Below are 24,124 nucleotides of genomic sequence, written 5' to 3' on the forward strand. Positions count from 1 at the left end.
CTTAGGCTACTGTTAATCAATTTTGCGCCATTCGCCGTTGGCCAGACCATCCAGCGTATAGCCTCCCATCGCATAGCGAATCAGGCGCAGCGTGGGAAAGCCGACGTGGGCGGTCATCCGCCGCACCTGGCGATTGCGCCCTTCATAGAGGGTAATTTTAAGCCAGCTGGTAGGAATGGATTTACGCTCGCGGATGGGGGGATGACGCGGCCAGAGCCACTCTGGCTCCGCTACACGCTCCACTCCCGCTGGCAGAGTGGGGCCGTCATTAAGCGTGACGCCGTCGCGGAGCGCGGTCAGCGCATCCGCCGTGGGTTCACCTTCCACCTGAACGTAATAAACTTTACCGGTGCGCTTACCCGGTTGGGTGAGAGCCGCCTGCAGCGCGCCGTCGTTGGTCAGCACCAGCAGGCCTTCGCTATCGCGGTCCAGTCGACCGGCGGCATAGACGCCGGCAACCGGAATAAAATCTTTTAGCGTGCTGCGCCCGGCTTCATCGGTAAATTGCGGCAATACATCGTATGGTTTATTGAACAAGATCACAGTTTTTGGCTGGCGTTCTTTACGTTGTCTGGTGACTTGTTGCGTGCTGAATCGCTCAACGCGATGTTTTCTAAATGAAGTTTTTTGCATGGTATTTTCAGACTCTATCAATTGCCGCATTATAGCCTAATTACGAATGCCTTTCATGGACGCAAACATTCAGGTAGTATTGACATGCTCATTACAACTTATTAACAAAAAGGTTGCTCAAACCGATTCGCATTACAGGAAGGCGACACGGACGCGAAATCTCCGGTTAGCGGGATATTCCACTGACGGGAGTGGGCGAATAAAGCCAACGCCCGGCTAGCGTGAAGAGGGAAGAGCAGAACCAGAAGCGCTCGAAGGAGAGGTTAATGGAAAGCAAAGTAGTAGTTCCGGCGGAAGGTCAAAAAATCACCCTGCAAAACGGCAAGCTGAACGTCCCTAATAACCCGATTATCCCGTTCATCGAAGGCGATGGTATCGGTGTTGACGTCACTCCGGCGATGCTGAAAGTGGTTGATGCTGCCGTTGAGAAAGCCTATAAGGGCGAGCGTAAAATTTCCTGGATGGAAGTTTACACCGGTGAAAAATCGACCCAGGTTTATGGCCAGGATGTCTGGCTGCCTGCCGAAACTCTTGATCTGATTCGTGAATATCGTGTTGCTATCAAAGGCCCTCTGACTACGCCAGTCGGCGGCGGCATTCGTTCTCTGAACGTTGCCCTGCGTCAGGAACTGGACCTCTACGTTTGCCTGCGTCCGGTTCGTTACTACCAGGGGACACCGAGCCCGGTTAAGCATCCTGAACTGACCGATATGGTTATCTTCCGCGAAAACTCCGAAGACATCTACGCCGGTATCGAGTGGAAAGCAGACTCTGCTGAAGCGGATAAAGTCATCAAATTCCTGCGTGATGAAATGGGCGTGAAGAAAATTCGCTTCCCGGAACATTGCGGCATCGGCATCAAGCCGTGCTCTGAAGAAGGCACCAAACGCCTGGTTCGCGCCGCCATCGAATACGCTATCACCAACGATCGCGATTCTCTGACCCTGGTGCACAAAGGCAACATCATGAAATTCACCGAAGGCGCGTTTAAAGACTGGGGCTACCAGCTGGCACGCGAAGAGTTCGGCGGTGAGCTGATTGACGGCGGCCCGTGGATGAAGATCAAAAACCCGAACACCGGGAAAGAGATTGTCGTTAAAGACGTTATCGCCGACGCCTTCCTGCAGCAGATCCTGCTGCGTCCGGCGGAGTACGATGTCATCGCCTGTATGAACCTGAACGGTGACTATATTTCTGACGCCCTGGCGGCGCAGGTTGGCGGTATCGGTATTGCCCCGGGTGCAAACATCGGTGACGAGTGCGCGCTGTTTGAAGCGACCCACGGTACTGCGCCGAAATATGCCGGCCAGGATAAAGTGAACCCAGGTTCCATCATCCTGTCCGCCGAAATGATGCTGCGCCACATGCAGTGGTTCGAAGCCGCAGACCTGATTGTTAAAGGCACCGAAGGCGCAATCGCCGCCAAGACCGTGACCTATGACTTTGAACGTCTGATGGAAGGCGCTAAGCTGCTGAAATGTTCAGAGTTTGGCGACGCGATTATCGCGAATATGTAATCCAGTCTCTGGGTTAAACAAAACGGGAGCCGATGGGTTCCCGTTTTTTTTACTCTGCGGACAACGTCCCGGGTTGGATCGCGTCGCCTACGCAGGGTTAAAAGGAAGGGTATAGCGGTCTTTCATCCAATTTTAAACAGCGGTAAAGCTTCTCTTCGCCGCTGTAGAGATAGCTAAATGCATCTGTTGACACCGAGTGGAAGAGAATATCCCCGTTGGCAAAGGGGATCAGTTCCATATCGCCTGAGCGCTTGTGCCCTGCGCCGGTCTCAAAATTATTCTGCCATTTTTCCTGGGTATGATCGTAAACATGCAAAATGACCTCCACGAGGCCTCTCTGCGGGCAATTGAGCCTTAAAAAGGTTGAAGAGTAATTAAGCGCAAAAGTCTGCAAGGGGATAAAAAGTAGGTAGAACAGCGTAAACCTTAAAAACATGAAAACGACATAGCCTTGTTCAAATCAGGCGATGAATTTTACTCAATGACGGAGTTATGACTTTGCCCTGGATCAAGCGGCTTACTTTTCAAGAGGATAGAAAATCCGGCGCGCCAAAGTTTGCTACGCTGTCCTGATGATTGCACTGGGCAAAAGGAGCGCACGGCTCCTTTTACATAACGGTGCGAATATCGACTCAATCCGCCTTCAACATCCCAAAGCTCACAATTCTTGACCGGCCCAACTCTTTTGCCCGGTAGAGCGCAGCGTCTGCCGCGCGCAGCAGGCTGTCGCTATGCGTATGCTGCGGGTAGCTGGCGATGCCGATGGAGACGTTGATCTGACCAATCTCAGCAAGGCCATAGCGCAAAGTCAGATGCTGAACGCTGTGATAGATCTCGGTCGCGCAGGCCATTGCCGCCTCTTCATGGGTTCCGCCCAGCAGCACCAGGAACTCTTCGCCTCCGTAGCGGAAGGCCATCCCGATATCACGCACCGCACGCTGTATAATTGCGGCGACGTTTTTAATGACCAGATCGCCCGCTTCGTGGCCGTAATTATCGTTAATTGCCTTGAAGTGATCGATATCGATCATCAGGCAGCTCAGCGGCGTACCGTTGCGAACCGCCAGATTCATTTGAGTATGCAGAGCATCATCCAGATGGTGACGGTTGCGCAGGCCGGTTAATGAATCGAACAGCGCCTTTTCCAGCAGCGCGTTGCGTAAACGCTGATTCGCCAGAGCCAGACCCAGCGCTTCGGCCATCAGTTCAAGATAGGCGCGGGAAGGCGCGGTTGCGGCGGTGACGTTGCTGAAGGAGAGCAGGCCAATCGCTTCTCCTTGCGCAATCAGCGGCACGCATAGCGACTGATTGGCCTGTGGTTCCGTCAGGTGGTAACAGGCGATATCCGGCTCACCGTTAACCGGAGGATGACTCAGTCCGCGCCGAACGGCCCAGCAGTTATCGGGATGAAAGACATCCGTTTCCTGCGGCGGAGAAAGCCACTGCGCAACGCAGCGCATCTGCCAGGGATCGGTGTCGAGGATATAGAGTCGGCCGGGGATCTGCGGGGCGATGCTGGGGGCAAAGCGCTCGGCCACCTTGATCACATCCTCGAATGATTCGCAGCCCTGCAGACGCTGGGTCATCCGCGCCAGCAGCTCGCGGACGGCCCAGTCGGCATCGCGCTCTTGTTCCAGCCGCTGCCGCGCCAGCCCGTTCTCGCGAAAGATACGAATCGCCTGGGCCATATCGCCAATTTCATCTATCTGGGTGAACTGCGGCGTCTCGACCGCATAATCCTGCGATGCCAGCCGCTGTACCACATCGCTCAGACGGACGACGGGATAGAGCACCCGCCGCTTAAGGATAAATCCCAGCACAAACAGAAACATCAGGGCGGTGAGGCCAACCATGACTTCAGAGAGCGTACGCCAGATACGTGATTTCTCCGTGGCCTGAGTGATGATTTTATTCACCCGGCCTTCGAGCAGCAGGCGAAAGTGGTCAAGCTGAGTTTGTACCCGCTCAAGCTCCTGTTCGTAGGCCGCGCCGTAAAGCAGGCTTACCGCCGCTTTTTCTTCCCCCCGGGCAACCTGCGCCAGCGCCGCCTGCTGCTCATCCTGGAGTTCATCGGCAATCTGTAAACCCTCCCGCAGCAGCGCCAGTTCTTCAGCGGTTGCGCCATTATCTTTGAGTTTAACCAGCCGGTGTTCAATGGCGGCAATGGTCTGCGCCTGCTGCCGGTATTCGCGTAGCACATCCTGATTTTTTTGGATGATATAGAGCCGCGCCAGATCGGAAAGCTCCCAGGCGCCGCTTTCGACTTCTTCACTCAACTGGTCGAACACCTGACGTTGTTCGACGGCGCGGCGTTCAGCATTATCCGCACTTGAGGCCATCAGCATTGCCATGCCTGAGGCGAGGGTCAGGGCGACGGTGATCCCGTAGGCCCAATTGGTCATGGTGGCGATTCTCACCGGATATATCCTTGCGTGCAGATGAATTAATTATATTTTTTGTCGCTGCGCTCCGGCTTCACCAGCAGAGAGCCGGCAAATTAAGAGGGCAGCGTGTGAGTAATAATAGCGTGCAGCGCTTCGGCATGCTGATGTAAAACGCGGTAAACGTCTTTATCCAGCGCGCCGTTTGTCACATCACACTCAATCAGCCGTAACGCTTGCTGACGGCTCATTCCGGGGCGATAAGGGCGGTCTTCGGTAAGGGCGGTGAAAATATCCGCGATGGCGATGATGCGATCTGCCAGCTGCAGGTAATCGCCACTCAGATGCAGAGGATAACCGCTGCCATCCAGTTTTTCATGATGATTGGCCGCCCAGTTCACGATATCGCCGAGTTCGCTAAATGCGCTAAGAATTTCGCCGGTCATATAGCTGTGTTCCCGAACCTGCAGCAGCTCTTCGTCATTGAGCTCGCCCTGTTTCTCGAGGATGGCCAGCGGTATGTAGACTTTACCGATATCGTGCAAATAGCCGGCAATTTCAATCTTCCGGCACTCCAGCTCCGGCTGATTCATCCAGGCGGCAAGGGCGCGCGAAATTTGTCCAACCTTCAGACTATGGCTGGCGGTAAAGCTACTGTAGGTATCGACAATGTTGGCGATTAACAGACAGATATCTTTCAGGCCATCAATACCCATATAGACATCGTTTATTGGGCCGATAATTTCCAGCATTCGCTGAATATGTCCAGGATTAAGATGCAGCCAGAAATGCTCTTTTTGTGCGAGCTGGCACAAGGTTTGACACAGCGACGGGTCGATCGCCTGATAGAGCGTACGAAATTGCGTAATAATAATATCGGGTTGATAAGCCGAACCGCCTTTATCACCGGCCAGCAGGCGCTCAAAAACATCGGCAAAATAGACGATATGCTGTTCGAGGCTGCCCTTGTGGTGTGGGCTAAAATGATGATCGCGAATAATCGGCAGGATTGGGGCCAGGGTGGTTAATCCGGCCAGCATTTCTGCTCCCCGATGCTGATGGGGGTCATTGAGATTATCGATAGCGTTCAGCGAGGAGAAAGCCCTTTTGTCACCCAGAACGCCAATATCGTGCAGCAGCGCGGCGCAAAAGACCGTTTGCTGCTGCGGGCGCGAAAGCCCTGATGCCTGCGCCAGCTCCAGTGCGATCAGCGCCGTTCGCTGCATATGCAGCTGCAGTTCAGGATTAATGATTTGTATGACGCGGGTTGTTAGCATCAATGCTGATTTTAAGGCGATACGCATCGTTTTTCTCTCTCGGGTTACCCGCGTCGTTATGGCTTATTTGGTTACTCGCGATGCCATCAAGACAGAACAGATTGCATGAGTTGTTTCTGATTTTGCATTTTATGATGCCCGTTTTTAGCGCATCTGTGCACCAATGTCGCGCTCCTGGCGAAATAAAAATCCTTTTTTGTCCGATAGTTAACCACTTTTGCCCGGCAAAATACATTAAATCCTGGCAAGCCCTTTGCATTATCACCGGGCGAATTTGATTAAAATCTATTTGGGGATAGGTAATTATGAATTTTAGAGCATTACTGACCATTGCGTTACTGTCGATAAGTGCTTTCGCGTTCAGCGCCACGCGTCTGCCGCATATTGTGATCCTGGCAACCGGAGGAACCATTGCCGGTTCGGCGGCCAGCAACACCCAGACAACCGGATATAAAGCCGGCGCTATTGGCGTACAGACGCTGATTAACGCCGTACCTGAAATGAGTAAAGTCGCCCGCGTTGACGGTGAGCAGGTTGCCAATATCGGTAGCGAAAATATGACCAGCGATATTATTCTCAAGCTGGCCAAACGCGTCAATGAACTGCTGGCCCGCGAGGATGTCGACGGCGTAGTCATTACCCACGGTACCGATACCCTCGACGAGACGCCTTATTTCCTCAACCTGACGGTAAAAAGCAATAAGCCGGTGGTCTTCACGGCGGCAATGCGCCCGGCAACGGCCATCAGCGCCGATGGCCCGATGAATCTGCTGGAAGCGGTGACCGTGGCGGCTGACCCGGAAGCGAAAGGCCGTGGGGTGATGGTGGTCCTTAACGATCGCATCGGGGCAGCGCGTTTTGTCACTAAAACCAACGCCACGACGCTGGATACCTTCCGGGCGCCGGAAGAGGGCTACCTCGGCGTGATCGTCAGCGGTAAGCCGCAGTTCGAAACCCGCGTGGACAAAATTCACACCGTGCGTTCAGTTTTCGACGTCCGTAACCTGAACGCGCTGCCGAAAGTGGTCATTATTTATGGCTACCAGGATGACCCTGAATATATGTATGACGCGGCGATCGCTCACCATGCTGACGGGATTATTTACGCAGGTACCGGCGCGGGGTCGGTCTCCGTACGCAGTGCGGCAGGAATTGAAAAAGCGGAAAAAGCCGGCATCGTGGTGGTTCGCGCCTCGCGTACCGGCAGCGGCGTGGTGCCGGTAGATGGCGGCCAGCCGGGGCTGGTCGCCGATTCTCTCAATCCGGCAAAAGCGCGTATTTTGCTGATGACCGCGCTGACGCAAACGAAAAATCCGCAGTTGATTCAGCAATATTTCCACACTTACTGATTAACGTCGGGTAGGGCGCAGTACGCCTTACCCGGGTTATTTCACCACGCACATCGGGCGCCGGGACAACCGGCTCCGGGTAAATCTCCGCTTCCAGGTGAAAAATCTCCCGCAGCATCTCCGGCGTCAGTACCGTTTCCGCCAGGCCCTGAGCCTGCACCTGACCCCCTTCAAGCACCACCAGATGGTCGCAGTAGCGGCTGGCCTGATTCAGATCGTGCAGTACGGTGACCACGGTTTTGCCCATCGTCTGTAGCTCGCGCATCAGCTTCATCAGCTCCACCTGATGATTAATATCCAGCCAGGTTGTTGGTTCATCAAGTAGCACCAGCGGGTTATCCTGTGCCAGCAGCGGCCATCCCCAGATAAAAAAAGCGTGCCGGAACGGTTTCATGGCGTGATATCTACCGCCCGGTGATGGACGATTTTAACCATGTCGCTGGCAATACGCTCGGCGGCGTAGATTCCGGCATGGCGACTGCTATCGGCGACGATCGGATCGGGATGCAGCGCGCGGATGGCCTCGAGCGAGGGCTGGGCACGGGTGCCCACCGACTGCCAGGGCTTCAGACGTGCGCGTACGTCCGCCAGAATACGCGACGGATCGTTGTCATCGGCCATGCCTGTTGGGCTAACGTCGACCGCCGCCAGCGCGTCAACAAAGGAGAGTTCAAGCACCACGATGCGCTGCGGCGTTTTATCAAGCGTAAAGCGACCGCGCTCATCCTGTACGGTGGCGGCAAACAGCGGGCTAAAATGCACTGACGAACAAGGCTAAACATGATTTTCCTCCAGCTTGCCGGACAGGGCGCGAATAGCGCTGTCCGGCAACGCTCGATCAATCAGAACTTCATTGATCCTTGCAGGTACAGCGTGCGCGGCTGACCGACGTAAAGCCCTTTGTTGTTATCGTCGTATGAGCGGGTGTAATACGCATGGTCGAAGATGTTTTTCACCCCCAGCGCGAGGTTGAGATTGGCCATTTGTGGGCCAAAGTCATAGGCCACGCGGGCGCCCCACAGCATATAGCCGGGAATACGACCGGTGCTGCCATCGGCGCTTTCGGCAACGGTATTGGCGTTATCGGCAAACTGGCTGGACTGGAAGTCGCCGTTAAGGTTAAACGTCCAGCTGCCGGGGCTGTAATCGACGCCAAGGGTGCCTTTGTGCTTCGGCGAGAAGGGAACCTGGTTACCGTAGGTGTCGCCTTTCTCGCGGATTTCAGCATTAACGTACGCATAGCTGGCGTAGACCGAGAGATTATCAAGCGCGGGTGAGAGTTCGCCGAGGGCGTAACGGGTTTGCGCTTCCAGGCCGCTATGACGCGTTTTACCGCGGGCGGTAACCGTGTCATTGGTCTGGTTGGAATCGTACTGATTGTTGAAGTTAATCAGGAACAGCCCCATTTCGGCGGTCAGCGCGCCGTCGTCGTAGCGGGTGCCGACTTCCCAGGTACGCGCTTTTTCTGGTTCCACATTGCCGCTTTGTACAGCCTTGCCAATCTGGCTGTACTGTACGGTGCCGAATGAGCCTTCTGTGTTGGCATAAAGATTCCAGCTGTCGGTGAGGTGATAAAGAACATTCAGCGCCGGGAGCGGAGCGTTATAGCTGACCCGTTCGCGGGTGCCCAGCAGATTATTGTCCTGATAAGACTCAATGTGCTCAAAGCGCATTCCTGGCGTAATCGTCCAGTTGCCAATATCCACGCGATCGTCGATATACCAGGCGTGGGCTTCGGTACCGGAACGGGTATCGCGATCGTAGGGGCTGGCGGTGCTGGGCAGCTCGCCGCTGGTGGTTGCGGTGTAGTAACGCATCTCGTGGGTCGATTCGTTGACGTAGCGATAGCCGACGCCGACCTCGTGGGCGGATGGACCGATCATAAAGCTTTGGCTGTAGCGCGGTTCGATGCCGCGGACCCAATATTCGCGCGGGGAGAGGGTAATGCGCTTACCCTGTTCCAGGTAGCCGCTGCGCAGGGTATGGGTATAGAACCCCTGAATATTAAATTTATGCTGCGCATCCGGCTGGTACTGGTAGCCGAGGCTGGCGAGCTGGCGGCGCCCCCAAAAACGGTCATAAGGACGCGTGGACTGCCAGCGGTCGGCGTTGTAGTCGGCGCGGGAGAGGCCGCCGGGCATATCGGCTTCTCCGTCATAGTATTGCAGCAGGCTGTTAAAGGTATGGACTTCGTTAGGCGCGTATTTGCTTTTCAGCATCACATCATCAATCCGCGTGGCGCTGTGTTCGCGCCAGTCGCTGCCCCGGGTGCCTGAGTAAAGCAGGGCGGAGCCGAAACCGTTGTCCGCCGTGCCGCCGATCGCGAGGTTATGCGTCTCTTTCGGGTTGTTTTGTGAAGAGGTGGGGCTGAGCTGCCCTTCCATGCCGCCCTGAATGCCAAAATCCTCGGGGATTGCGCGGGTGACGAAGTTCACCACGCCGCCGACGCTCTGCGGCCCGTAGCGCACCGCGCCGCCGCCGCGCACGACATCGATGGCGTCCATATTGCCGACCGAGACCGGCGCCAGCGAAAGCTGCGGCTGGCCGTAGGGGGCAAAGGGAACCGGGATACTGTCCATCAGCACCGTGGAACGGCTGGCAAGCCGCGGGTTGAGGCCACGAATACCGAAGTTCATTGCCAGATCGTGACTGCCGGTACCGGTATTTTCCGGCGCGTTGACGCCGGGGATCCGGTTCAGCACTTCGCGTATCGTGGCGGCTCCGGTTTTGGCGAAATCCTCCCGACGGATAACGTCGCGGGCGCCGGCGTGTTCAAAGACATCATTCTCGCGCGCGTCGCCAAGCCAGTCCCCGACGACGGTGAGGGTGGAGTCTGAACTGTCAGGAGCGGGCTCCAGGGTCCAGGCATTCTTGCCCAGCGGCTTTAGCCGTAATCCGCTGCCGTTCAGCAGCCTGCGTAACCCCTCTTCGGTTTCGAAGCTGCCGTGCAGGCCCGGGCTATGCTTGCCGCGCGTCAGGCTGGCGTCGGCGGAAAGCGTGATACCGCTGCGGGCGGCATATTGGTTCAGGGCGTTGTCTAATCCCCCGGCGGCGATGTCATACTGCGCGGCGGCGTATATCGGCGCGGCAGCCAGCCCTGCTAGCGGCAGCAGCGTTAAACGGATTGCTATTACCAGAGGCATCGGTGTGCGTAAAACGAGTAAAGGCGTCATCTCTTCTCCACGAACGTTTATGGTTATATTCATCTAATAAGTCGAACGAGCCGGGAAAAGGGACAATAGATAATGAGAATTTTTTCGATTTTTCTTTTCAGGCTGGAACGAGCGTCACCCAGTAGCGAGTGACAAACCGTAATGAAATCGGCAGCGTTTGCGCAATAACCTTCAGAATGGCGTCAGGATCCTCCAGCGGAAAGGTGCCGCTAAGGCGTAATTCGGCCACCGCGGGATCGCAGCGCAACACCCCGGAGCGATAGCGGGCGAGGGTTTCGACCACCTCGCTTAGCGGGGCGTCGCGGAAGGTCAGCACGCCTCTGATCCAGCTATCCTCGCCGTCGTTGAACTTAACCAGGGCGAAGAAGCGATTGCGGGTAAACCACAGGCTTTCCCCGGCGTTGACGATTTGGACGCTGCCGGATGGTAAAACCACCTCCACGGCATGCTGCTGTACCGCCAGCCGGGTGCCGCCGGCAAACTGACGGACGGTGAATTCGGTACCGAGCGCGGTGAGCGTGCCTTCCCGCGTTTGCACGCGGAAAGGACGCTGCAGGCTGTCGTGAGCGGTCCTGATGGCGATTTCGCCGTAGCGTAAATGAACCATGCGCTGTCGTCTGTCAAAACGGACGTCGGCGGCACTTTCGCTATTCAGCGTTAGGAGCGAACCGTCGGCAAGCTGCTGCTGGCGAGGTATTTCTTTCGCCGTACGGTAGTCGGCGCCCAGGCCCTCCGCCAGTTCGGAATCCCAGAGCCGCCAGCTGCCTCCGATGACCAGCAAAAGCATCAGACCCTTCAGTACGTGGCGACGCGCCAGTCGGCTATCGTTAAGGGCACGGCTGGCCAGGCCGCCCGGCAGTTGCCCTATCTGCTGTCGCAGGTTTTCTACCTGCTGCCAGGCCCACTGATTTTCTTTGTTTTGCTCATACCACTGCTGCCAGCGGGCCTCCTGCTGCGGACTCACGCATCCATCGCTGAGCACCGCGTACCAGTGCGAGGCGGAGCGCAGCGCCTGACGACGAGATTCGCTCAGCGTCGGTTTCACAGGCCATTCTCCAGACGAAACAGTAGACAGTGCTCGGTGGCTTTCGCGATATATTTCTTAACCGAGCTTACGGAAACCGCCAGGCGGCTGGCGATTTCGGCATAGGTCAGCCCTTCAAGCTGCGAGAGCAAAAACGCTTCCCGGACTTTTGCGTTAAGCCCGTCCAACATGGCATCAATCTGCTGTAACAGTTCGAGCTGGCTCTGCCGTAGCTCCGGTGAGGGAGAGAGCTCTGGGGGAAGCTGCGAAAGCATGTCTAACCATGCACGCTCCAGGGCGTTACGGCGGAACAGGTCGATCATCACCCGTTTAGCAATCGTGCAGAGAAAGGATTTTGGATCGCGAATCGTCAGCAGCGACTCGTTGGCCATAATTCGGACAAAGGTATCCTGCGCTACGTCGTCGGCGTCATAAGCGGATTGCAGCTTACAAGTAAGCCATTTTTTCAGCCAACCATGATGATCGCTATAGAGCGAGGCAAGCGTTAGCGGAGAGGCGATGGCGGAAGAAGAGGGCATAGCCAGGTTCAGGAGAGTTGATCAATACGGCACATGCTAATATGAGAATGGTTATCATTTCAATAAGTCGCGCCAGCAATACGGGCCATACAGAACTTTAGTAACGATAAGTAATTGTTAAACATTGAATATATTTTATCCCTCATTGCACCTTTTCTTTAACCTCGTCCTTAATGCAAATAAAATTCATTATCATTATTCCCTCTCTCACTTTAATGTTGTATTTATAATGCATTTTATGAGGTAAGGAGAGTCAGATGAACGCTAGCGAAAAAGCCGGACATACTTTTTTGGCAAGTTTGGGGAAAACCCGCTTACGTCCCGGCGGCATTGAGGCCACTGAGTGGCTATTTAAGCAGGCAGGGTTTAGCGCCGACAATAAAGTCCTGGAGGTGGCCTGTAATATGGGGACAACCTCTATTGAGCTGGCGCAGCGTTTTCACTGTACCGTTTACGCCATCGATATGGATAAAGGCGCGCTGGCGAAAGCCCGGCAAAATATCGTTCGCGAAGGTGTGGATCATCGGGTGATAGTGATGGAGGCGAATGCGGGTCGGCTGCCATTTGCCGACGAGACGTTTGATGTGGTGATAAATGAAGCGATGCTCACCATGTATGCGGATAAAGCCAAAGAAAAACTGGTGGCAGAATATTTTCGCGTTCTCAAGCCCGGTGGCCGTTTGCTGACGCACGATATCATGTATACGCATGATACGCTGGGAGAGGAAGCCCGGCGGCAGCTGCAGGGGGTCGTGAAATCCAACGTCAGCCCGCTGAGCGCTGCCGCCTGGCGGGCCCTTTTCCAACGGAGCGGCTTTGATGCCGTAAGCATTCATCATGGACCGATGTCGCTGATGTCGCCGCGAGGGTTAATGAAAGACGAAGGATTTATACAGGCGCTAAAAATTGTCTGCAATGGCTTGCTAAAGCGCGAGAATCGTCCGAGATTTTTATCAATGCTGCGCTTTTTTCAACGTCATAAAAAGCATTTAAACTTTATTGCCTGCTGCTCGGTTAAAGCAATTCAGGTAAAAAGTCCGAAATAAGGGTGACGAAATGGATAATTGTCGATAATTATTAATTATTGTCAGGAAAGTAAAATAAGGTGATTCTTATTTCAACTTTGGCTTCGGGAAGCTTTCTTATATTCTTCTGTTAAATCAAAAAGCGTTAAGAGAGATGAATGGGTAGCGCAAGCGCTGACGTGGTTAAAGGGATAACGGAAAACCAAAATTATCCCGGTACCATTGCTGCGCAGCCCTGTCCTGACGCGGCCTCCGCCGTTGCCTGCAGGGAGCGCAGCGTTCTCCTGCTTTGAGAACAGCTTGCCTTATGATGAATGATTAGCGTGTTAATCATTCTTGTGGTGGATATTTGTAATGATTTATTCATTTTTTGTTTTACATTTTGTTACAGGTGTGCGGGTAATGTGTTTTTTTCTGTTGGCGTAGTTTTTTACTTGCCGCAGTGAATTTAACAGGATTATTATTGTCTGAACTGCTACACGTACCGCCTAATGACAGATGAAGGGACTCGTTTTTTCCTTAAGCGTTACCTCATGTTCTAATGTTTACAGGAAAAAACATGTCTTACGCTTTTAATAAAAGTCTTCTTCATCCTCGTAATTGGGGTACCTGGTTTGGCCTGGGCGTACTCTGGCTGATTGTCCAGCTTCCTTATCCCGTTTTGCATCTTATCGGCACCAGCGCGGGACGCGCCTCCCGGCGCTTCCTTAAACGTCGTGAGCATATCGCCAGACGTAATCTCGAACTCTGCTTCCCCACAATGCCGCCAGCGGCGCGCGAAAAGCTGATCGAGCAAAATTTCATGTCTCTGGGAATGGGGCTGATTGAAACCGGTATGGCATGGTTCTGGAGCGATGAGCGAGTGAAAAAATGGTTTGACGTCGAGGGGATGGTCAACCTCAACAATGCGCTGAGCGAAGGGAAAGGCGTGATGGTTGTCGGCGTCCACTTTATGTCTCTTGAACTGGGTGGCCGCACGATGGGGCTGTGTCGCCCCATGATGGCAACCTACCGTCCGCATAACAGTCCGTTGATGGAGTGGGTGCAGACGCGCGGCCGCCTGCGCTCGAACAAGGCGATGATCGACCGCCGAAATTTATCCGGACTCGTGCATGCGTTAAAGTCGGGCGAAGCGGTGTGGTTCGCGCCGGATCAGGACTACGGCCCGAAGGGGAGCGTATTTGCCCCGTTCTTCTCGGTCCAGCAAGCGGCGACGACCAACGGCACCTACGTGCTTTCTCGTTTGTCAGGCGCAAAAATGCTGACGATCAGCATGGTGCGTAAAGCGGACCGCAAAGGTTATAGCCTGCATATCAGCGATGTGATGCGCGACTATCCTGGAGAAGATAAACAGGATGCGGCGAGCTATATCAACAAGATTATCGAGAAAGAGATCCTGCGCGCCCCTGAACAATATCTGTGGGTTCATCGCCGTTTTAAAACCCGTCCGCTGGGCGAAACTTCGCTCTATTAAGCCCTCCGCACTCTCGGCGCTTTCAAAATGGTCCCGGTTGCGTTAACGTGCGCGGGATCATATTTTTGTTGTAAGCGAAGGAGTGCGTTGTGTTCGCTGAGTTTGGTGTACTAAATTACCTGACCTATCTGGTTGGGGCTATCTTTATCATTCTGGTGCCCGGTCCCAATACCTTTTTTGTCCTCAAGACGGGCGTCGCTCACGGCGTGAAAAAAGGCTATCTCGCGGCAGCGGGCGTGTTTATCGGTGATGCCATTCTGATGTTTCTGGCGTTTGCCGGGGTCGCGACCCTCATCAAGACCACGCCGGTATTATTCAATATCGTCCGCTACCTGGGGGCGATTTATCTACTGTGGATGGGCGGGAAGATGCTCTACGCGGTGTTGACGCAGCGCGATGGGCATTCGTCTTCTGATTCCGAGCCGGGGAGCGCGATTCTTAAGCGTTCGCTGACCCTCAGCCTGACGAATCCGAAAGCGATTCTTTTTTATGTCTCATTCTTCGTGCAGTTTATTGACGTCAATGCCAGAACGCCCGGGCTGGCGTTCTTTATTCTGGCGCTGACCCTGGAGATAATTAGCTTTATTTACATGAGCTTCCTTATCGTCTCCGGCTCTTTCGTCACGCGCTACGTAAAAACGAAAAAGAAACTGGCGAAAATCGGTAATAGCCTGATTGGCCTCGTGTTTGTCGGTTTTGCCGCTCGTCTGGCAACGCTACAGTCGTAATCGTTGGGGCCGGTATATGCCACCGGCCCGCCGCTGACTCTCTGTGCTTTGTAACAAATTCCCTTCAATTTTGATTGCATTGGTGTTACATATACAGCCGATTATCGCTCAGAAAAAAGGGAACCCGGATGATTCTGCAGAAACTCACCAGCAATAAAAACAGCAAGAAGTTCTTTATGTCGATAGCGGCGATATTTGCCATCGCGCTTATCGTGGTAGGACGTGCAACCTTTGGCGGCGTGGTGAGCGAGTACAATATGCCGTACTCAGAGTGGACGACTTCAATGTTTTTCCTGCAAGGGGCGATGGTGACGGTTTATAGCATCGTGTTTACGCTGCTGTTCTCCATTCCGCTGGGATTCCTTTTTTTGGGCTCCGACCGCCGGGACTAATCGTATGCGACAAGGCGAACCGAAGTTCGCCTTGTGATGTTTTGCGCTTTATCGCCAGCCTCTGTCGTCGTGATGATGATGACGGTGCCCGTGGTGATAGCCTCTGTCGACGATACATCCCGATAATAGCGTGCAAAGCGCGAGCACTAACGGCAACACGATCGATTTTTTCATTTCTCACTTCTCCAGTTAAATCTGTCCGCGAACGGCGACAAGCGCAAACGGCTGATGAAGTGAGTCTATTCTTTTAAGTTATTGAGTAGATAAGAAAATTCTGCAATGTTTGCCAGTCTGAAGGGCGAATATTCCTGGTTTTACCACCAGCCCAGCTGCGTACCCGCCACGGCCACAATTGCGACAATAAGCATAATAATGGTGCTTTTCTTCATTACGCCCCGCCCGGTGCCGCATAGCCGCCGACAAAAAACCAGCCCAGAAAAACAACGGCGACGATAAAAATAGCCACCGGAAATAGAATACCCAGTCTCATTATTGAGCCCCTGTAGGTGCGAATCGTGCTTAATATGATACGGGATTTCACCGTATATTAGTCAATATGAAAAAATGTTCCCTGGCGACGTGACTTTTTATCCTGATACATCGCGTCGTCGGCGCTTCGTAGCGCTTGCTCAACGTCCATTGCCTGTGGGTCGGCTTCAATCACGCCAAAGCTGGCGCCGGGATAGTTAATTCGGTGCGCGCCAAGGAAATAGATCCCCGTTAGCTCTTTACGTAAAGCGGCAATATACTCCTGTTGTTCCTCCGCTTCGGAACATAGGCCAACCAGTAAAAATTCATCGCCGCCCAGGCGGCCAACAATATCGCCGCGGCGGGCGCGGGCCAACAGGCGTTCTCCAACCTGAATCAGAAAGCTGTCACCGCAGGGGTGACCGAATCGGTCGTTGATTGCCTTGAAATCATCGAGATCGATAAAAATGAGCAGTACGCTGCGCTGGCGTTCTCTGGCCTGCGCAAACTGTGCGGCAAGATGCTTGAACAACGAGCGGCGATTCGGCAAACCGGTGAGCTCATCGGTGTACGAGTGCATCTCCAGCGCGACGTTTGCTGCCCGAAGCTGCTGCACCAGGGTCTCTTTCTCAACATAGTGCGAAATGAGGTTGGCAAACAGATTCATCACCTGCTCACCCTCAATGTTATAGGGTTGTCTTTCCCGGCTGGTGGCGCAGAGCGTGCCGAATAATGAGCCATCGGTCAGGCGCACGGGGATGCTGAAAAAGGTAGCGATACCCAAATCCTGGGCGGCGATACACGAACGCCAGCGCTCGGCGACATCGTTGCTGAATATGCAGCGGTCGTCCAGCGCACGTTTACACAGGGAGTCATTCCAGGGAACGGAGAAACCTTCAGGGATCTGCATTTCGCTGCTATTGTGCGCGTACATAATCTGCTGGCGCTGCGCCTCGAAGTCAATACGAGTCAGGTAGGTAGATTCCATTCGGGTAACAAGCTCCAGCATCTCAAGCAGCTGTCGAACCAATGTTTCCAGGGTGTGTTCATTGGCGAGCGTTTGCGAAACGCGAGCGAGGAGAAAATCGGACATGAGGAATACGGCTCCCGAACGCTAATCGTAACTACCGGCAAGCTATGCGAAACGACAATTAGCGCAGAATTAACAGAGATACACAAAATTTAACACATCTGTCGGGAGAATACCTGCATCGAGGGTGGGAAAAAAGCCCCGTCGGGGGCGACGGGGAAAAACTCATTGATTATGGAATGATCTGTTCTCTGGTCAGTTCGAGAACAGGGCTACTCTACGATGCAAAAGTGCAGCTAAAATGGAGAAAAGGTGGAGATTCAGGGCGAAAGTCCGTTTTGATCAATTAAGGAGTAGAAATGAAGTGGATGATAGCTATGTTGCCTCTGGCGATGACCGGATGTACGCAGACTCAGCCGACGCAACCTGCGCATCCGGTGGGGATGGCTAACCCGGCTTCGGTTTACTGTCAGCAGCTCGGCGGCACGCAGGTTCCCATCCAAAGCCCGCAGGGCGTACGCACTGAATGTAAGCTGCCCAGCGGGGAAACGTTAGATGAATGGGCGCTCTGGCGGCGCGATCACCCGAATAAGCCGTAGCGTTTATTGTAGCGATTTTAGCCAGTCAGCCAGCACCTGCGCATGGTTTTGCCGGGTGTTTTTCGCCGCATAGAGTAACGTCAGCGGCTGTTGACTGGCCAGGGCAGCCAGGCGTTTGCCTTCCTCCCGTTGAGCCTCAAGCTCCTGGCGATAGAGTTGGCTAAAGTGGGCGAAATCGATGGTCTCGCTGTGAAAAGCCTTGCGTAAATCTGCTGATGGCGTCAGCGTTTTACACCACTCATCGTAGTTCAGCGCTTCTTTTTTTATCCCGCGCGGCCACAGACGGTCGACCAGTATCCGGTAGCCGTCGCTCGTTTCCTGCGGGTCATAAACGCGTTTACACTGAATCATCATTGCCCTCCCTTTGTTCCATCCACGCCAGCAGCTGCGGGAGCTGCTGCTCAGAAAATACCTTAATGCCGTGCTCACGAAGCAGGGCTGCGGCAACACCAGCACCGGGTTTGCGCTGGCCTTTAAAGGTACCATCATAGATAAACTGGCTGCCGCAGGTGGGGCTACCATCGGTAAGCAGAGCCGCAGCGCACCCTTCTTCTTGCGCCGCTTTTAGCGCCAGCCAGGCGGCCAACTGGTAATGAGCAGTGACATCCTTGCCGTCGCTTTCAACAATTTGCCCGCGATTTTGCATCACCTCTGCGCCCTGGGCGTTGAGGATCTCAGCCGGTAGTCGCGGTACAGGCAATCCGGCCGCCAGCTCCGGACAGTGGGTGACCAGCCGTCCCTCACGCTGCCAGCGAGTCAATGCGTCAGTCAAGCGGGCCTTGTGGCTGCCGTTATAGCGAACCTGAAAGCCCATCAGGCAGGCGCTAACCAGAATTTTGCTCTTCATCGTGTATCCATAGCCATTCTTCTGTCCTATACCATACCGCCAGTCGGCGCAAAATGCCCGTCTTCAGGCGCAGAGAAAATAAGGATTGTTTTCTGCATGTGAGATCGCTAATCTGAGGTTCCTTGTGTTGCCTGATAATCGCTCTGACATAAGGATCCTGCTATGAACTCCCCCCTGCGTATTGCCCTGGTTGGTGATTACAACCCCGATGTTGTCGCCCACAAAGCGATTCCCCTGGCAATAGATGATGCTGCAGCCGTCCTCGAGCTTTCGTTGCGCTATGACTGGCTGGCAACCAGTGAGATAAAATCTACTGAGGATCTTGCTGACTACGATGCTATTTGGGTGGTACCCGCCAGCCCCTATAAAAACGCCGCGGGCGCATTTATCGCCATTCGCCACGCCCGTGAAAACAGCATACCGTTCCTCGGTACCTGCGGTGGGTTTCAGCACGCCATTATTGAGTATGCGCGCAACGTTATGGGCTGGCAGGATGCCGCGCATGCGGAAACCGATACCGAAGGCCGGATGGTCATCGCGCCGCTAAGCTGCTCGCTGGTTGAAAAGACGGATAATATTGAGCTGCGCGCCAATACGCTTATCGCGCGCGCTTACGGTCGCGATAGCATTCAGGAGGGATACCACTGTAATTATGGGATTGCCGACGATTTTGCTCGCGAACTGGAGCAGGGCGATCTGCGGGTGACCGGCTGGGACGATGACGGCGAGATTCGTGCGGTCGAGCTGGTTACGCATCCATTCTTTGTCGCCACGCTGTTCCAGCACGAGCGCAATGCGCTGGAGGGGCGGCCCGCGCCGCTGGTTCACGCGTTTTTACACGCCGCGAGCCGTTAAATAAAAGCCCGGCAGCGTTTGCCGGGCGAGAGTGCCTCTAGCCTTGAATTTCCCGATCGCGGCCAGCCAGCGCGCCGAAGACCGCCATCACGACAGAAATTAGCGCCACGGCGATCAGCGGAATATGCCAGTCGCCCGAGGCGTCATGAATTTTACCCATCACCGGCGGCCCGCAGGCGGCCAGCAGATAGCCCACCGCCTGCGCCATTCCCGACAGCGCAGCGGCCTGATGGGCTGAGCTGGCGCGCAGTCCGATAAAGGTCAGCCCCAGAATCATGGTCGCGCCGGAGCCAAAGCCGAAGATAAGCGTCCACATTACCGCCTGGCCCGGGAGAAACCATAATCCGAGCGCGCTGACCGCGCACATCATGGCAACCAGCACCGCAATACCGCGCTGATCTTTTAACCGATGAAGGATTAAGGGAATCGCCAGTCCCGGCGCGGCGGTCGCCAGCTGCAGCAACCCGTGCAGGGAACCCGCCTGCGCTTCGCTGTAGCCAATACTTTGCAAAATGGCCGGCAGCCAGCCGATGATAACGTAATAGACCAGCGAGTTAATGCCAAGAAATAGCGTCACCTGCCAGGCTAACGCAGAACGCCAGATACCGCGGTTATGGATGGCTCCCGAACCGGTCAGCGGCGCGGTAGCCTGTCTGCGCGACTGCGGCAGCCAGACAAACAGCGCCAGCAGTGGAAAAACCATCAGCGTCAATAGCGCGCCGCGCCAGCCAAGTCCGGCAAGCGCCAGCGGTACCACCATGGCCGAGCCCAATGCCGCCGCGCCACCCATGGTGAGAGAGTAAGCGCCGGTCATTTTGGCGACGTGCTGCGAAAAGTCGCGTTTGATTAACCCCGGCAGCAGTACGTTCCCCAGCGCGATACCGCAGCCGATCACCGCGGTGCCGATAAACAGTAGCGAGACGAAGGGCAGGGAGCGCAGACCAATTCCGAGGCAAATCAGGATCATCGCCAGCAGCAGGCTGCGTTCAATGCCGAAGCGGCGAGCGACTCCCGCAGCCAGCGGTGACACCAGGCCGAAGGCCAGCAGCGGCAGCGTCGTTAACAGCCCGGTTTGCGCGGTAGTGAGGCCATATTCGCTGCGAATGGCGTCGAGCAGCGGCGCGGCGCCGGTAAATGCCACGCGTAAGGTCGTGGCGATAAGCAGAATACCGGCAATCAACAAAAGAGGACGGCGGCCGGCAGAAGGTAAAACAGAATTCATGGCGATCTCAAACAAGAATACGAGGCGTTCACAATAGCCTGTTTGTGGGATGTTTAAATCAAGCTAAAATGACAGATTATCGCTAAAATCGGACAATTTTATGATCGGACTCGGCCTGGACGGCTACGACCCGGACAGCGGCCACGAGGCGGCGCTGGCTTTTCGTATTCAGGTTGTCGCGGATGAACAGTACATTCCGCGCCATCAGCATCGTAAAGGGCAACTCATACTGGCCCTTCACGGGGCGCTAACCTGTGAAGTCGAGAACGCCATGTGGATGGTGCCGCCGCAGTACGCGGTGTGGGTGCCCGGGCAGGTACCGCACAGTAATCGCGCGACGCCGGAGGCGCAAATCTGCTTCTTATTTATCGAACCCGATGCGGCGCCGATGCCGGATTTCTGCTGTACGTTAAAGATTTCGCCGCTGGTGCGCGAGCTGATCCTCGCGATGGCCCAGCGCGGCAGGGCCTGGCTCGGTAAACCGGAGATGGACCGGCTGGTGCAGGTGCTGTTTGATGAGCTACCGCAGCAGCCGCAGGAGCATCTGCAGCTACCGGTCTCCGGACATGCCAAAATTCGTCAAATGGCGGAAATGATGGCCGTCGACCCGGCCCGCTGGCAAACCCTGGCGCAGTGGGCGGCGGAGTTTGCCATGAGTGAACGCAATCTGGCGCGGCTGGTGGTGCGCGAGACGGGGCTGAGCTTTCGGCGCTGGCGGCATCAGCTGCAGCTTATTCTCTCCCTGCAGATGCTGATTCGCGGGCAAACGGTACAGCAGACGGCGCAGAGCCTGGGCTACGACTCCACCACCGCTTTTATTACTATGTTTAAAAAGGGCCTTGGGCAGACGCCGGGACGCTATCTTGCCAGCCTGGCTACGACTTCCCAATAAACAGCGAAATTATCCCGGCGGCGATCAACGGGCCGACCGGTACGCCGCGGAAGAGGGCGACGCCGAGCACGGTGCCGACCAGCAGCCCGGCAACCAGCTGCGGCTGCGAGCCCATCAGCGCCACGCCGCGCCCGCCAAGCCAGGAAACAAAAACGCCTACCGCGATGGCCAGCAGCGATTTCCAGTTAACGAAGGAATGCAGCAGCGTTGAAGGCGGGAGCGTACCGCTGGCGATTGGCGCCATCACGCCAATGGTGAGAATAATTATACCGATGGTCAGCCCCTGCTTTTCTATCCACGGAAAGAAAGCGTTAAGCGGGGTGACGCGAACGATAATTAACACCAGGATAGAAATAGCCACGGTTGTGTTATGGCTAACAAAGCCGAGCGCCGCCAGGCCCAGCAGTATTAACAGGGTGGTGTCGAGCATGTGCAGAGGTCCTTGCCAGAAAACAAAAAAGAGAAGCCCGTTTACTCTACGCATAATTGCGTGACTAAACAGGCTTTTTTTATCTCAGAATGATGTTTTCAGGCATCTGCCCGATGGCGATCTTCCCGCCGCGAAGCTCGCAAAAAAGCGGAAATGGGCTGCAGACGGCGGGAGCAGACTCAGGGCTGGCGATGAAAAGCCGCCAATTCCGGCCGAGCAATGCGCAGATAGTCGGCGGTATCCAGGATGATCGATTTATCAAGCTGCCCGGCGTTAAAGGCGATTTCCGGGAAACGCTCGAACAGGACCGGATCGGCAACCAGCCGCAACGCCGGGTGGAAACTAAAGGGAGGAATCGCGCCAAACACGCAGGCGGTCAGGGAGTCCACTTCCGCCGGGCTGGCGAGGGAGGCTTTACTGCCGCCGATATACTCGGCCAGACGGGCTAAGTCCGCCTGCAGGTCGGCGGCAAGAATCGCCAGAACGTGCTGATTTACGCCATGACCTTTAATTTTGCATACCAGCGCTTTGGCTCCCTGACCCAGCGCGGTACCGCGGATCTTCGACACCGCTTCACATTTCCCGACGGCTTCATGTTCCACAACCCGGTAGCGGGCATGGGAGCGGTTAAGCAGCGCGATCAGCTGCTGATGAATGTTGAGTCCTGCAGACGCGTTCATGCTGATGGTTCCTTAAAAATTTAAAGCTAAAGATTAATCCTCTCGCCCTGGATGGACGTGCTTTTTTTGTTTTTTATTTTCGTACAGCCGGGCATCGGCGATTTGCATGGTATCGGCCAGGCTATCTCCCGGCGCCATGCTACAGGCGCCCCATGAGAAGTTAACGCGCTTGTTGACGTCAATCGTTCGCAGATGCTGGCGGATACGCTCGGTAATATTTTTGGCGTCTTCTTCGGCGTAATCAATCAGTATCAGAAAGAACTCATCGCCACCCAACCGGATACCGTAATCGCTTTTGCGTATGGCGGCGGATATGGACTGAGCAAGCATCACAATTGCGCGGTCGCCTTCGTTATGCCCAAAGGTATCATTAATGTATTTAAGCCGGTCGCAGTCCAGCGCCATAAACACAATATTCACCCCCTGTTCCGTCAGCTTTTGCATGCGCGATTCCAGCAGCGAGGAGAGAATTTTACGGTTGTAAAGACCGGTTAATGAATCACTAATATTTTCTTTAAAAACATCGATATACAAACGAAAATGCATGCGAACAAGATGAAGCAGCACGCCGGTAGAAATCAGGTAAAACAGGAAGAGCTTCCAGGAGCTGAGCAGGAAATACATCACGTCCAGCGACAGCGAGATCTGCAGGTTTGTGGCTACCGCATGTTGATAATGGGCATAGCTAAAAAGATGCGTTTTGCTGCGGTGAACAATGATTTCTGAGGTTGAGTCCGAATCCGTTAATGTGATGTCGAGATAACGCCACACCAGCGGGCGGTCAGCGGTATACAGGAGCTCTTCGATATCTTTACGGCTGACATCGACCATGACGACCCCTTTAAGCCCTTCGTGGTGATACACCGGGGACAAAAACGAGAGAATATTTTGCCCGGTTACCGCGTCCACGTAGATGCTGGACATCAGCGTGCGGCCGCGCAGTAAGCTGTTCAGGTTAGTCTGGGTAATACCTAATTTGCCGTCGTGGAGAAAGTTCCAGTTGTCCAGTGCGCGGTTTTTAATCTCGACTTGAGTATGGAAATACACATATTTATTTTTAAAATCAATGAAGTAACGTAATTTGTTGTCGGATTTATAAGGACCGGTTTCCTGGCCATGGTGGGTTCTGTTATGGTCGATAATGGTATCAAAGGCCTGCAGCGCGGGCAGATCGTTAACCCACGCCAGGCAGGAAGACTGATTCGCACTGAGCGTGCCGCTAAGCAGGGGAAAGGTGTACTCCGTAATATTCAGACCGCTAACGCTGCCTTTTGTTTGTACGCTGTCGCATGCCTGTTGAGCGACTTCAGCAGAAGGTAGGGTATCTAACTTGCGGGCGATCTGGGAGATAACCAGCTGATTTTGATATTTATCGTAGAGAAAAGCGTACTCGCCTTTTTCGACAATATAGTGCATATATTCCGACATATCCCGATGGCTGACGACTAACTCATAGACCAGGAATGAAGAGGTCAGGACCACTACCCCAGCCGAAATCAAATGACGAAGTAATTTATTCTTTAATTTCATTACGTTAGTTCACCAGATCGTTAAGGTCAGTTTACCTGCGCACGGTCTATTCATGTCAT

At 54.6% G+C, this 24,124-nt stretch carries 25 protein-coding genes and 2 pseudogenes; 9 read left to right on the plus strand and 18 right to left on the minus strand.

Features of this window, described 5'->3' with window-relative positions:
* Positions 1 to 12: 12 nt before the first annotated feature.
* Complete coding sequence (gene rluE, locus ABLV12_RS22705; protein WP_023320724.1) at positions 13 to 663, minus strand: 23S rRNA pseudouridine(2457) synthase RluE; 651 nt, start codon at positions 661 to 663, stop codon at positions 13 to 15.
* A 236-nt stretch (positions 664 to 899) separates the two neighbouring features.
* Between rluE and icd the strand changes: the two genes are divergently transcribed.
* The gene (icd, locus tag ABLV12_RS22710) at positions 900 to 2,150 is read left to right on the plus strand and encodes an NADP-dependent isocitrate dehydrogenase (RefSeq protein ID WP_004101197.1); all 1,251 of its coding nucleotides are present in this window, start codon (positions 900 to 902) and stop codon (positions 2,148 to 2,150) included.
* A gap of 97 nt (positions 2,151 to 2,247) precedes the next feature.
* On the opposite strand, the gene ABLV12_RS22715 is transcribed toward icd, so the two are convergent.
* The 3 genes from ABLV12_RS22715 to ABLV12_RS22725 all read right to left on the minus strand — a co-directional run bounded on the left by ABLV12_RS22715 (position 2,248) and on the right by ABLV12_RS22725 (position 5,835).
* Positions 2,248 to 2,466 (minus strand): hypothetical protein, encoded by a 219-nt coding sequence (locus tag ABLV12_RS22715; protein ID WP_016808465.1) that lies wholly within the window; start codon positions 2,464 to 2,466, stop codon positions 2,248 to 2,250.
* 316 nt (positions 2,467 to 2,782) lie between these two features.
* Positions 2,783 to 4,567 carry a diguanylate cyclase gene (locus ABLV12_RS22720; protein ID WP_064398452.1) on the minus strand — a complete coding sequence of 595 codons (1,785 nt, stop codon included), beginning with the start codon at positions 4,565 to 4,567 and terminating at the stop codon, positions 2,783 to 2,785.
* An 80-nt stretch (positions 4,568 to 4,647) separates the two neighbouring features.
* The gene (locus ABLV12_RS22725) at positions 4,648 to 5,835 is read right to left on the minus strand and encodes an HD domain-containing phosphohydrolase (protein WP_064398449.1); all 1,188 of its coding nucleotides are present in this window, start codon (positions 5,833 to 5,835) and stop codon (positions 4,648 to 4,650) included.
* A 278-nt stretch (positions 5,836 to 6,113) separates the two neighbouring features.
* On the opposite strand from ABLV12_RS22725, the gene fraE reads away from it, so the two are divergent.
* Positions 6,114 to 7,157: a fructose-asparagine asparaginase gene (gene fraE / locus ABLV12_RS22730; RefSeq protein WP_160887587.1), complete on the plus strand. Its 1,044-nt coding sequence runs from the start codon at positions 6,114 to 6,116 to the stop codon at positions 7,155 to 7,157.
* Between the two features lie 36 nt (positions 7,158 to 7,193).
* Here the strand turns inward: fraE and ABLV12_RS22735 are convergent.
* The 5 genes and pseudogenes from ABLV12_RS22735 to fecI all read right to left on the minus strand — a co-directional run.
* Positions 7,194 to 7,509: pseudogene (locus ABLV12_RS22735) on the minus strand (ferric citrate ABC transporter ATP-binding protein FecE); the annotation flags it as partial.
* 89 nt (positions 7,510 to 7,598) lie between these two features.
* Positions 7,599 to 7,939, minus strand: a pseudogene (gene fecB, locus ABLV12_RS22740) (Fe(3+)-dicitrate ABC transporter substrate-binding protein FecB); the annotation flags it as partial.
* A 60-nt stretch (positions 7,940 to 7,999) separates the two neighbouring features.
* A complete protein-coding gene (gene fecA, locus ABLV12_RS22745; RefSeq protein WP_348867368.1) occupies positions 8,000 to 10,330 on the minus strand; it encodes a TonB-dependent Fe(3+) dicitrate receptor FecA in 2,331 nt (776 codons plus the stop codon).
* 97 nt (positions 10,331 to 10,427) lie between these two features.
* A complete protein-coding gene (gene fecR, locus ABLV12_RS22750; RefSeq protein WP_016808471.1) occupies positions 10,428 to 11,375 on the minus strand; it encodes a ferric citrate uptake sigma factor regulator FecR in 948 nt (315 codons plus the stop codon).
* Positions 11,372 to 11,893 carry a ferric citrate uptake sigma factor FecI gene (fecI, locus tag ABLV12_RS22755; protein ID WP_004101219.1) on the minus strand — a complete coding sequence of 174 codons (522 nt, stop codon included), beginning with the start codon at positions 11,891 to 11,893 and terminating at the stop codon, positions 11,372 to 11,374. The genes fecR and fecI overlap by 4 nt, the downstream gene beginning before the upstream one ends.
* A gap of 257 nt (positions 11,894 to 12,150) precedes the next feature.
* On the opposite strand from fecI, the gene ABLV12_RS22760 reads away from it, so the two are divergent.
* The 4 genes from ABLV12_RS22760 to ABLV12_RS22775 all read left to right on the plus strand — a co-directional run bounded on the left by ABLV12_RS22760 (position 12,151) and on the right by ABLV12_RS22775 (position 15,512).
* Complete coding sequence (locus ABLV12_RS22760; protein ID WP_348867369.1) at positions 12,151 to 12,939, plus strand: class I SAM-dependent methyltransferase; 789 nt, start codon at positions 12,151 to 12,153, stop codon at positions 12,937 to 12,939.
* A gap of 538 nt (positions 12,940 to 13,477) precedes the next feature.
* A complete protein-coding gene (lpxP, locus tag ABLV12_RS22765; protein WP_160887591.1) occupies positions 13,478 to 14,392 on the plus strand; it encodes a kdo(2)-lipid IV(A) palmitoleoyltransferase in 915 nt (304 codons plus the stop codon).
* 89 nt (positions 14,393 to 14,481) lie between these two features.
* Positions 14,482 to 15,120 (plus strand): leucine efflux protein LeuE, encoded by a 639-nt coding sequence (leuE, locus tag ABLV12_RS22770; RefSeq protein WP_004101229.1) that lies wholly within the window; start codon positions 14,482 to 14,484, stop codon positions 15,118 to 15,120.
* A gap of 128 nt (positions 15,121 to 15,248) precedes the next feature.
* Positions 15,249 to 15,512 (plus strand): DUF2534 family protein, encoded by a 264-nt coding sequence (locus ABLV12_RS22775; protein ID WP_004101230.1) that lies wholly within the window; start codon positions 15,249 to 15,251, stop codon positions 15,510 to 15,512.
* A 48-nt stretch (positions 15,513 to 15,560) separates the two neighbouring features.
* On the opposite strand, the gene ABLV12_RS22780 is transcribed toward ABLV12_RS22775, so the two are convergent.
* The 3 genes from ABLV12_RS22780 to ABLV12_RS22790 form a co-directional block, all read right to left on the minus strand.
* On the minus strand, positions 15,561 to 15,686 hold the full coding sequence (locus ABLV12_RS22780; protein WP_085955747.1) for a hypothetical protein: 126 nt from the start codon (positions 15,684 to 15,686) through the stop codon (positions 15,561 to 15,563).
* A 214-nt stretch (positions 15,687 to 15,900) separates the two neighbouring features.
* Complete coding sequence (locus ABLV12_RS22785) at positions 15,901 to 16,002, minus strand: YoaK family small membrane protein (protein ID WP_004101234.1); 102 nt, start codon at positions 16,000 to 16,002, stop codon at positions 15,901 to 15,903.
* Positions 16,003 to 16,059: 57 nt separating this feature from the next.
* A complete protein-coding gene (locus ABLV12_RS22790) occupies positions 16,060 to 17,073 on the minus strand; it encodes a sensor domain-containing diguanylate cyclase (RefSeq protein ID WP_004101236.1) in 1,014 nt (337 codons plus the stop codon).
* 296 nt (positions 17,074 to 17,369) lie between these two features.
* Here ABLV12_RS22790 and ABLV12_RS22795 point away from each other — a divergent pair, with 296 nt between their 5' ends.
* Positions 17,370 to 17,609: a DUF333 domain-containing protein gene (locus ABLV12_RS22795; protein WP_335270446.1), complete on the plus strand. Its 240-nt coding sequence runs from the start codon at positions 17,370 to 17,372 to the stop codon at positions 17,607 to 17,609.
* 3 nt (positions 17,610 to 17,612) lie between these two features.
* Here ABLV12_RS22795 and ABLV12_RS22800 read toward each other — a convergent pair whose 3' ends face one another.
* Positions 17,613 to 17,960 (minus strand): DUF488 domain-containing protein, encoded by a 348-nt coding sequence (locus ABLV12_RS22800; protein ID WP_004112251.1) that lies wholly within the window; start codon positions 17,958 to 17,960, stop codon positions 17,613 to 17,615.
* Positions 17,947 to 18,456, minus strand: a complete 510-nt coding sequence (locus tag ABLV12_RS22805) for a DUF523 domain-containing protein (protein WP_016808475.1) — start codon at positions 18,454 to 18,456, stop codon at positions 17,947 to 17,949. Before ABLV12_RS22805 ends, ABLV12_RS22800 begins: the two co-directional genes overlap by 14 nt.
* Positions 18,457 to 18,618: 162 nt before the next feature.
* Here ABLV12_RS22805 and ABLV12_RS22810 point away from each other — a divergent pair, with 162 nt between their 5' ends.
* On the plus strand, positions 18,619 to 19,311 hold the full coding sequence (locus tag ABLV12_RS22810) for a CTP synthase (protein WP_004112256.1): 693 nt from the start codon (positions 18,619 to 18,621) through the stop codon (positions 19,309 to 19,311).
* 37 nt (positions 19,312 to 19,348) lie between these two features.
* Here ABLV12_RS22810 and ABLV12_RS22815 read toward each other — a convergent pair whose 3' ends face one another.
* The gene (locus ABLV12_RS22815) at positions 19,349 to 20,533 is read right to left on the minus strand and encodes a CynX/NimT family MFS transporter (RefSeq protein WP_134882630.1); all 1,185 of its coding nucleotides are present in this window, start codon (positions 20,531 to 20,533) and stop codon (positions 19,349 to 19,351) included.
* Positions 20,534 to 20,633: 100 nt separating this feature from the next.
* On the opposite strand from ABLV12_RS22815, the gene ABLV12_RS22820 reads away from it, so the two are divergent.
* On the plus strand, positions 20,634 to 21,425 hold the full coding sequence (locus tag ABLV12_RS22820) for a helix-turn-helix transcriptional regulator (RefSeq protein WP_160887595.1): 792 nt from the start codon (positions 20,634 to 20,636) through the stop codon (positions 21,423 to 21,425).
* Here the strand turns inward: ABLV12_RS22820 and ABLV12_RS22825 are convergent.
* The 3 genes from ABLV12_RS22825 to dgcJ all read right to left on the minus strand — a co-directional run bounded on the left by ABLV12_RS22825 (position 21,409) and on the right by dgcJ (position 24,065).
* The gene (locus tag ABLV12_RS22825; RefSeq protein WP_004101248.1) at positions 21,409 to 21,855 is read right to left on the minus strand and encodes a DUF441 domain-containing protein; all 447 of its coding nucleotides are present in this window, start codon (positions 21,853 to 21,855) and stop codon (positions 21,409 to 21,411) included. The two genes, ABLV12_RS22820 and ABLV12_RS22825, sit on opposite strands and share 17 nt — an antisense overlap.
* Before the next feature lie 179 nt (positions 21,856 to 22,034).
* Positions 22,035 to 22,535: a YbaK/prolyl-tRNA synthetase associated domain-containing protein gene (locus tag ABLV12_RS22830; protein WP_004112261.1), complete on the minus strand. Its 501-nt coding sequence runs from the start codon at positions 22,533 to 22,535 to the stop codon at positions 22,035 to 22,037.
* A gap of 33 nt (positions 22,536 to 22,568) precedes the next feature.
* Positions 22,569 to 24,065, minus strand: a complete 1,497-nt coding sequence (gene dgcJ / locus ABLV12_RS22835) for a diguanylate cyclase DgcJ (protein WP_049592078.1) — start codon at positions 24,063 to 24,065, stop codon at positions 22,569 to 22,571.
* Between the last annotated feature and the right edge of the window lie 59 nt (positions 24,066 to 24,124).

Source organism: Klebsiella sp. CN_Kp100 (genome assembly GCF_040065315.1).
Classification (GTDB): Bacteria; Pseudomonadota; Gammaproteobacteria; order Enterobacterales; family Enterobacteriaceae; genus Klebsiella; species Klebsiella oxytoca.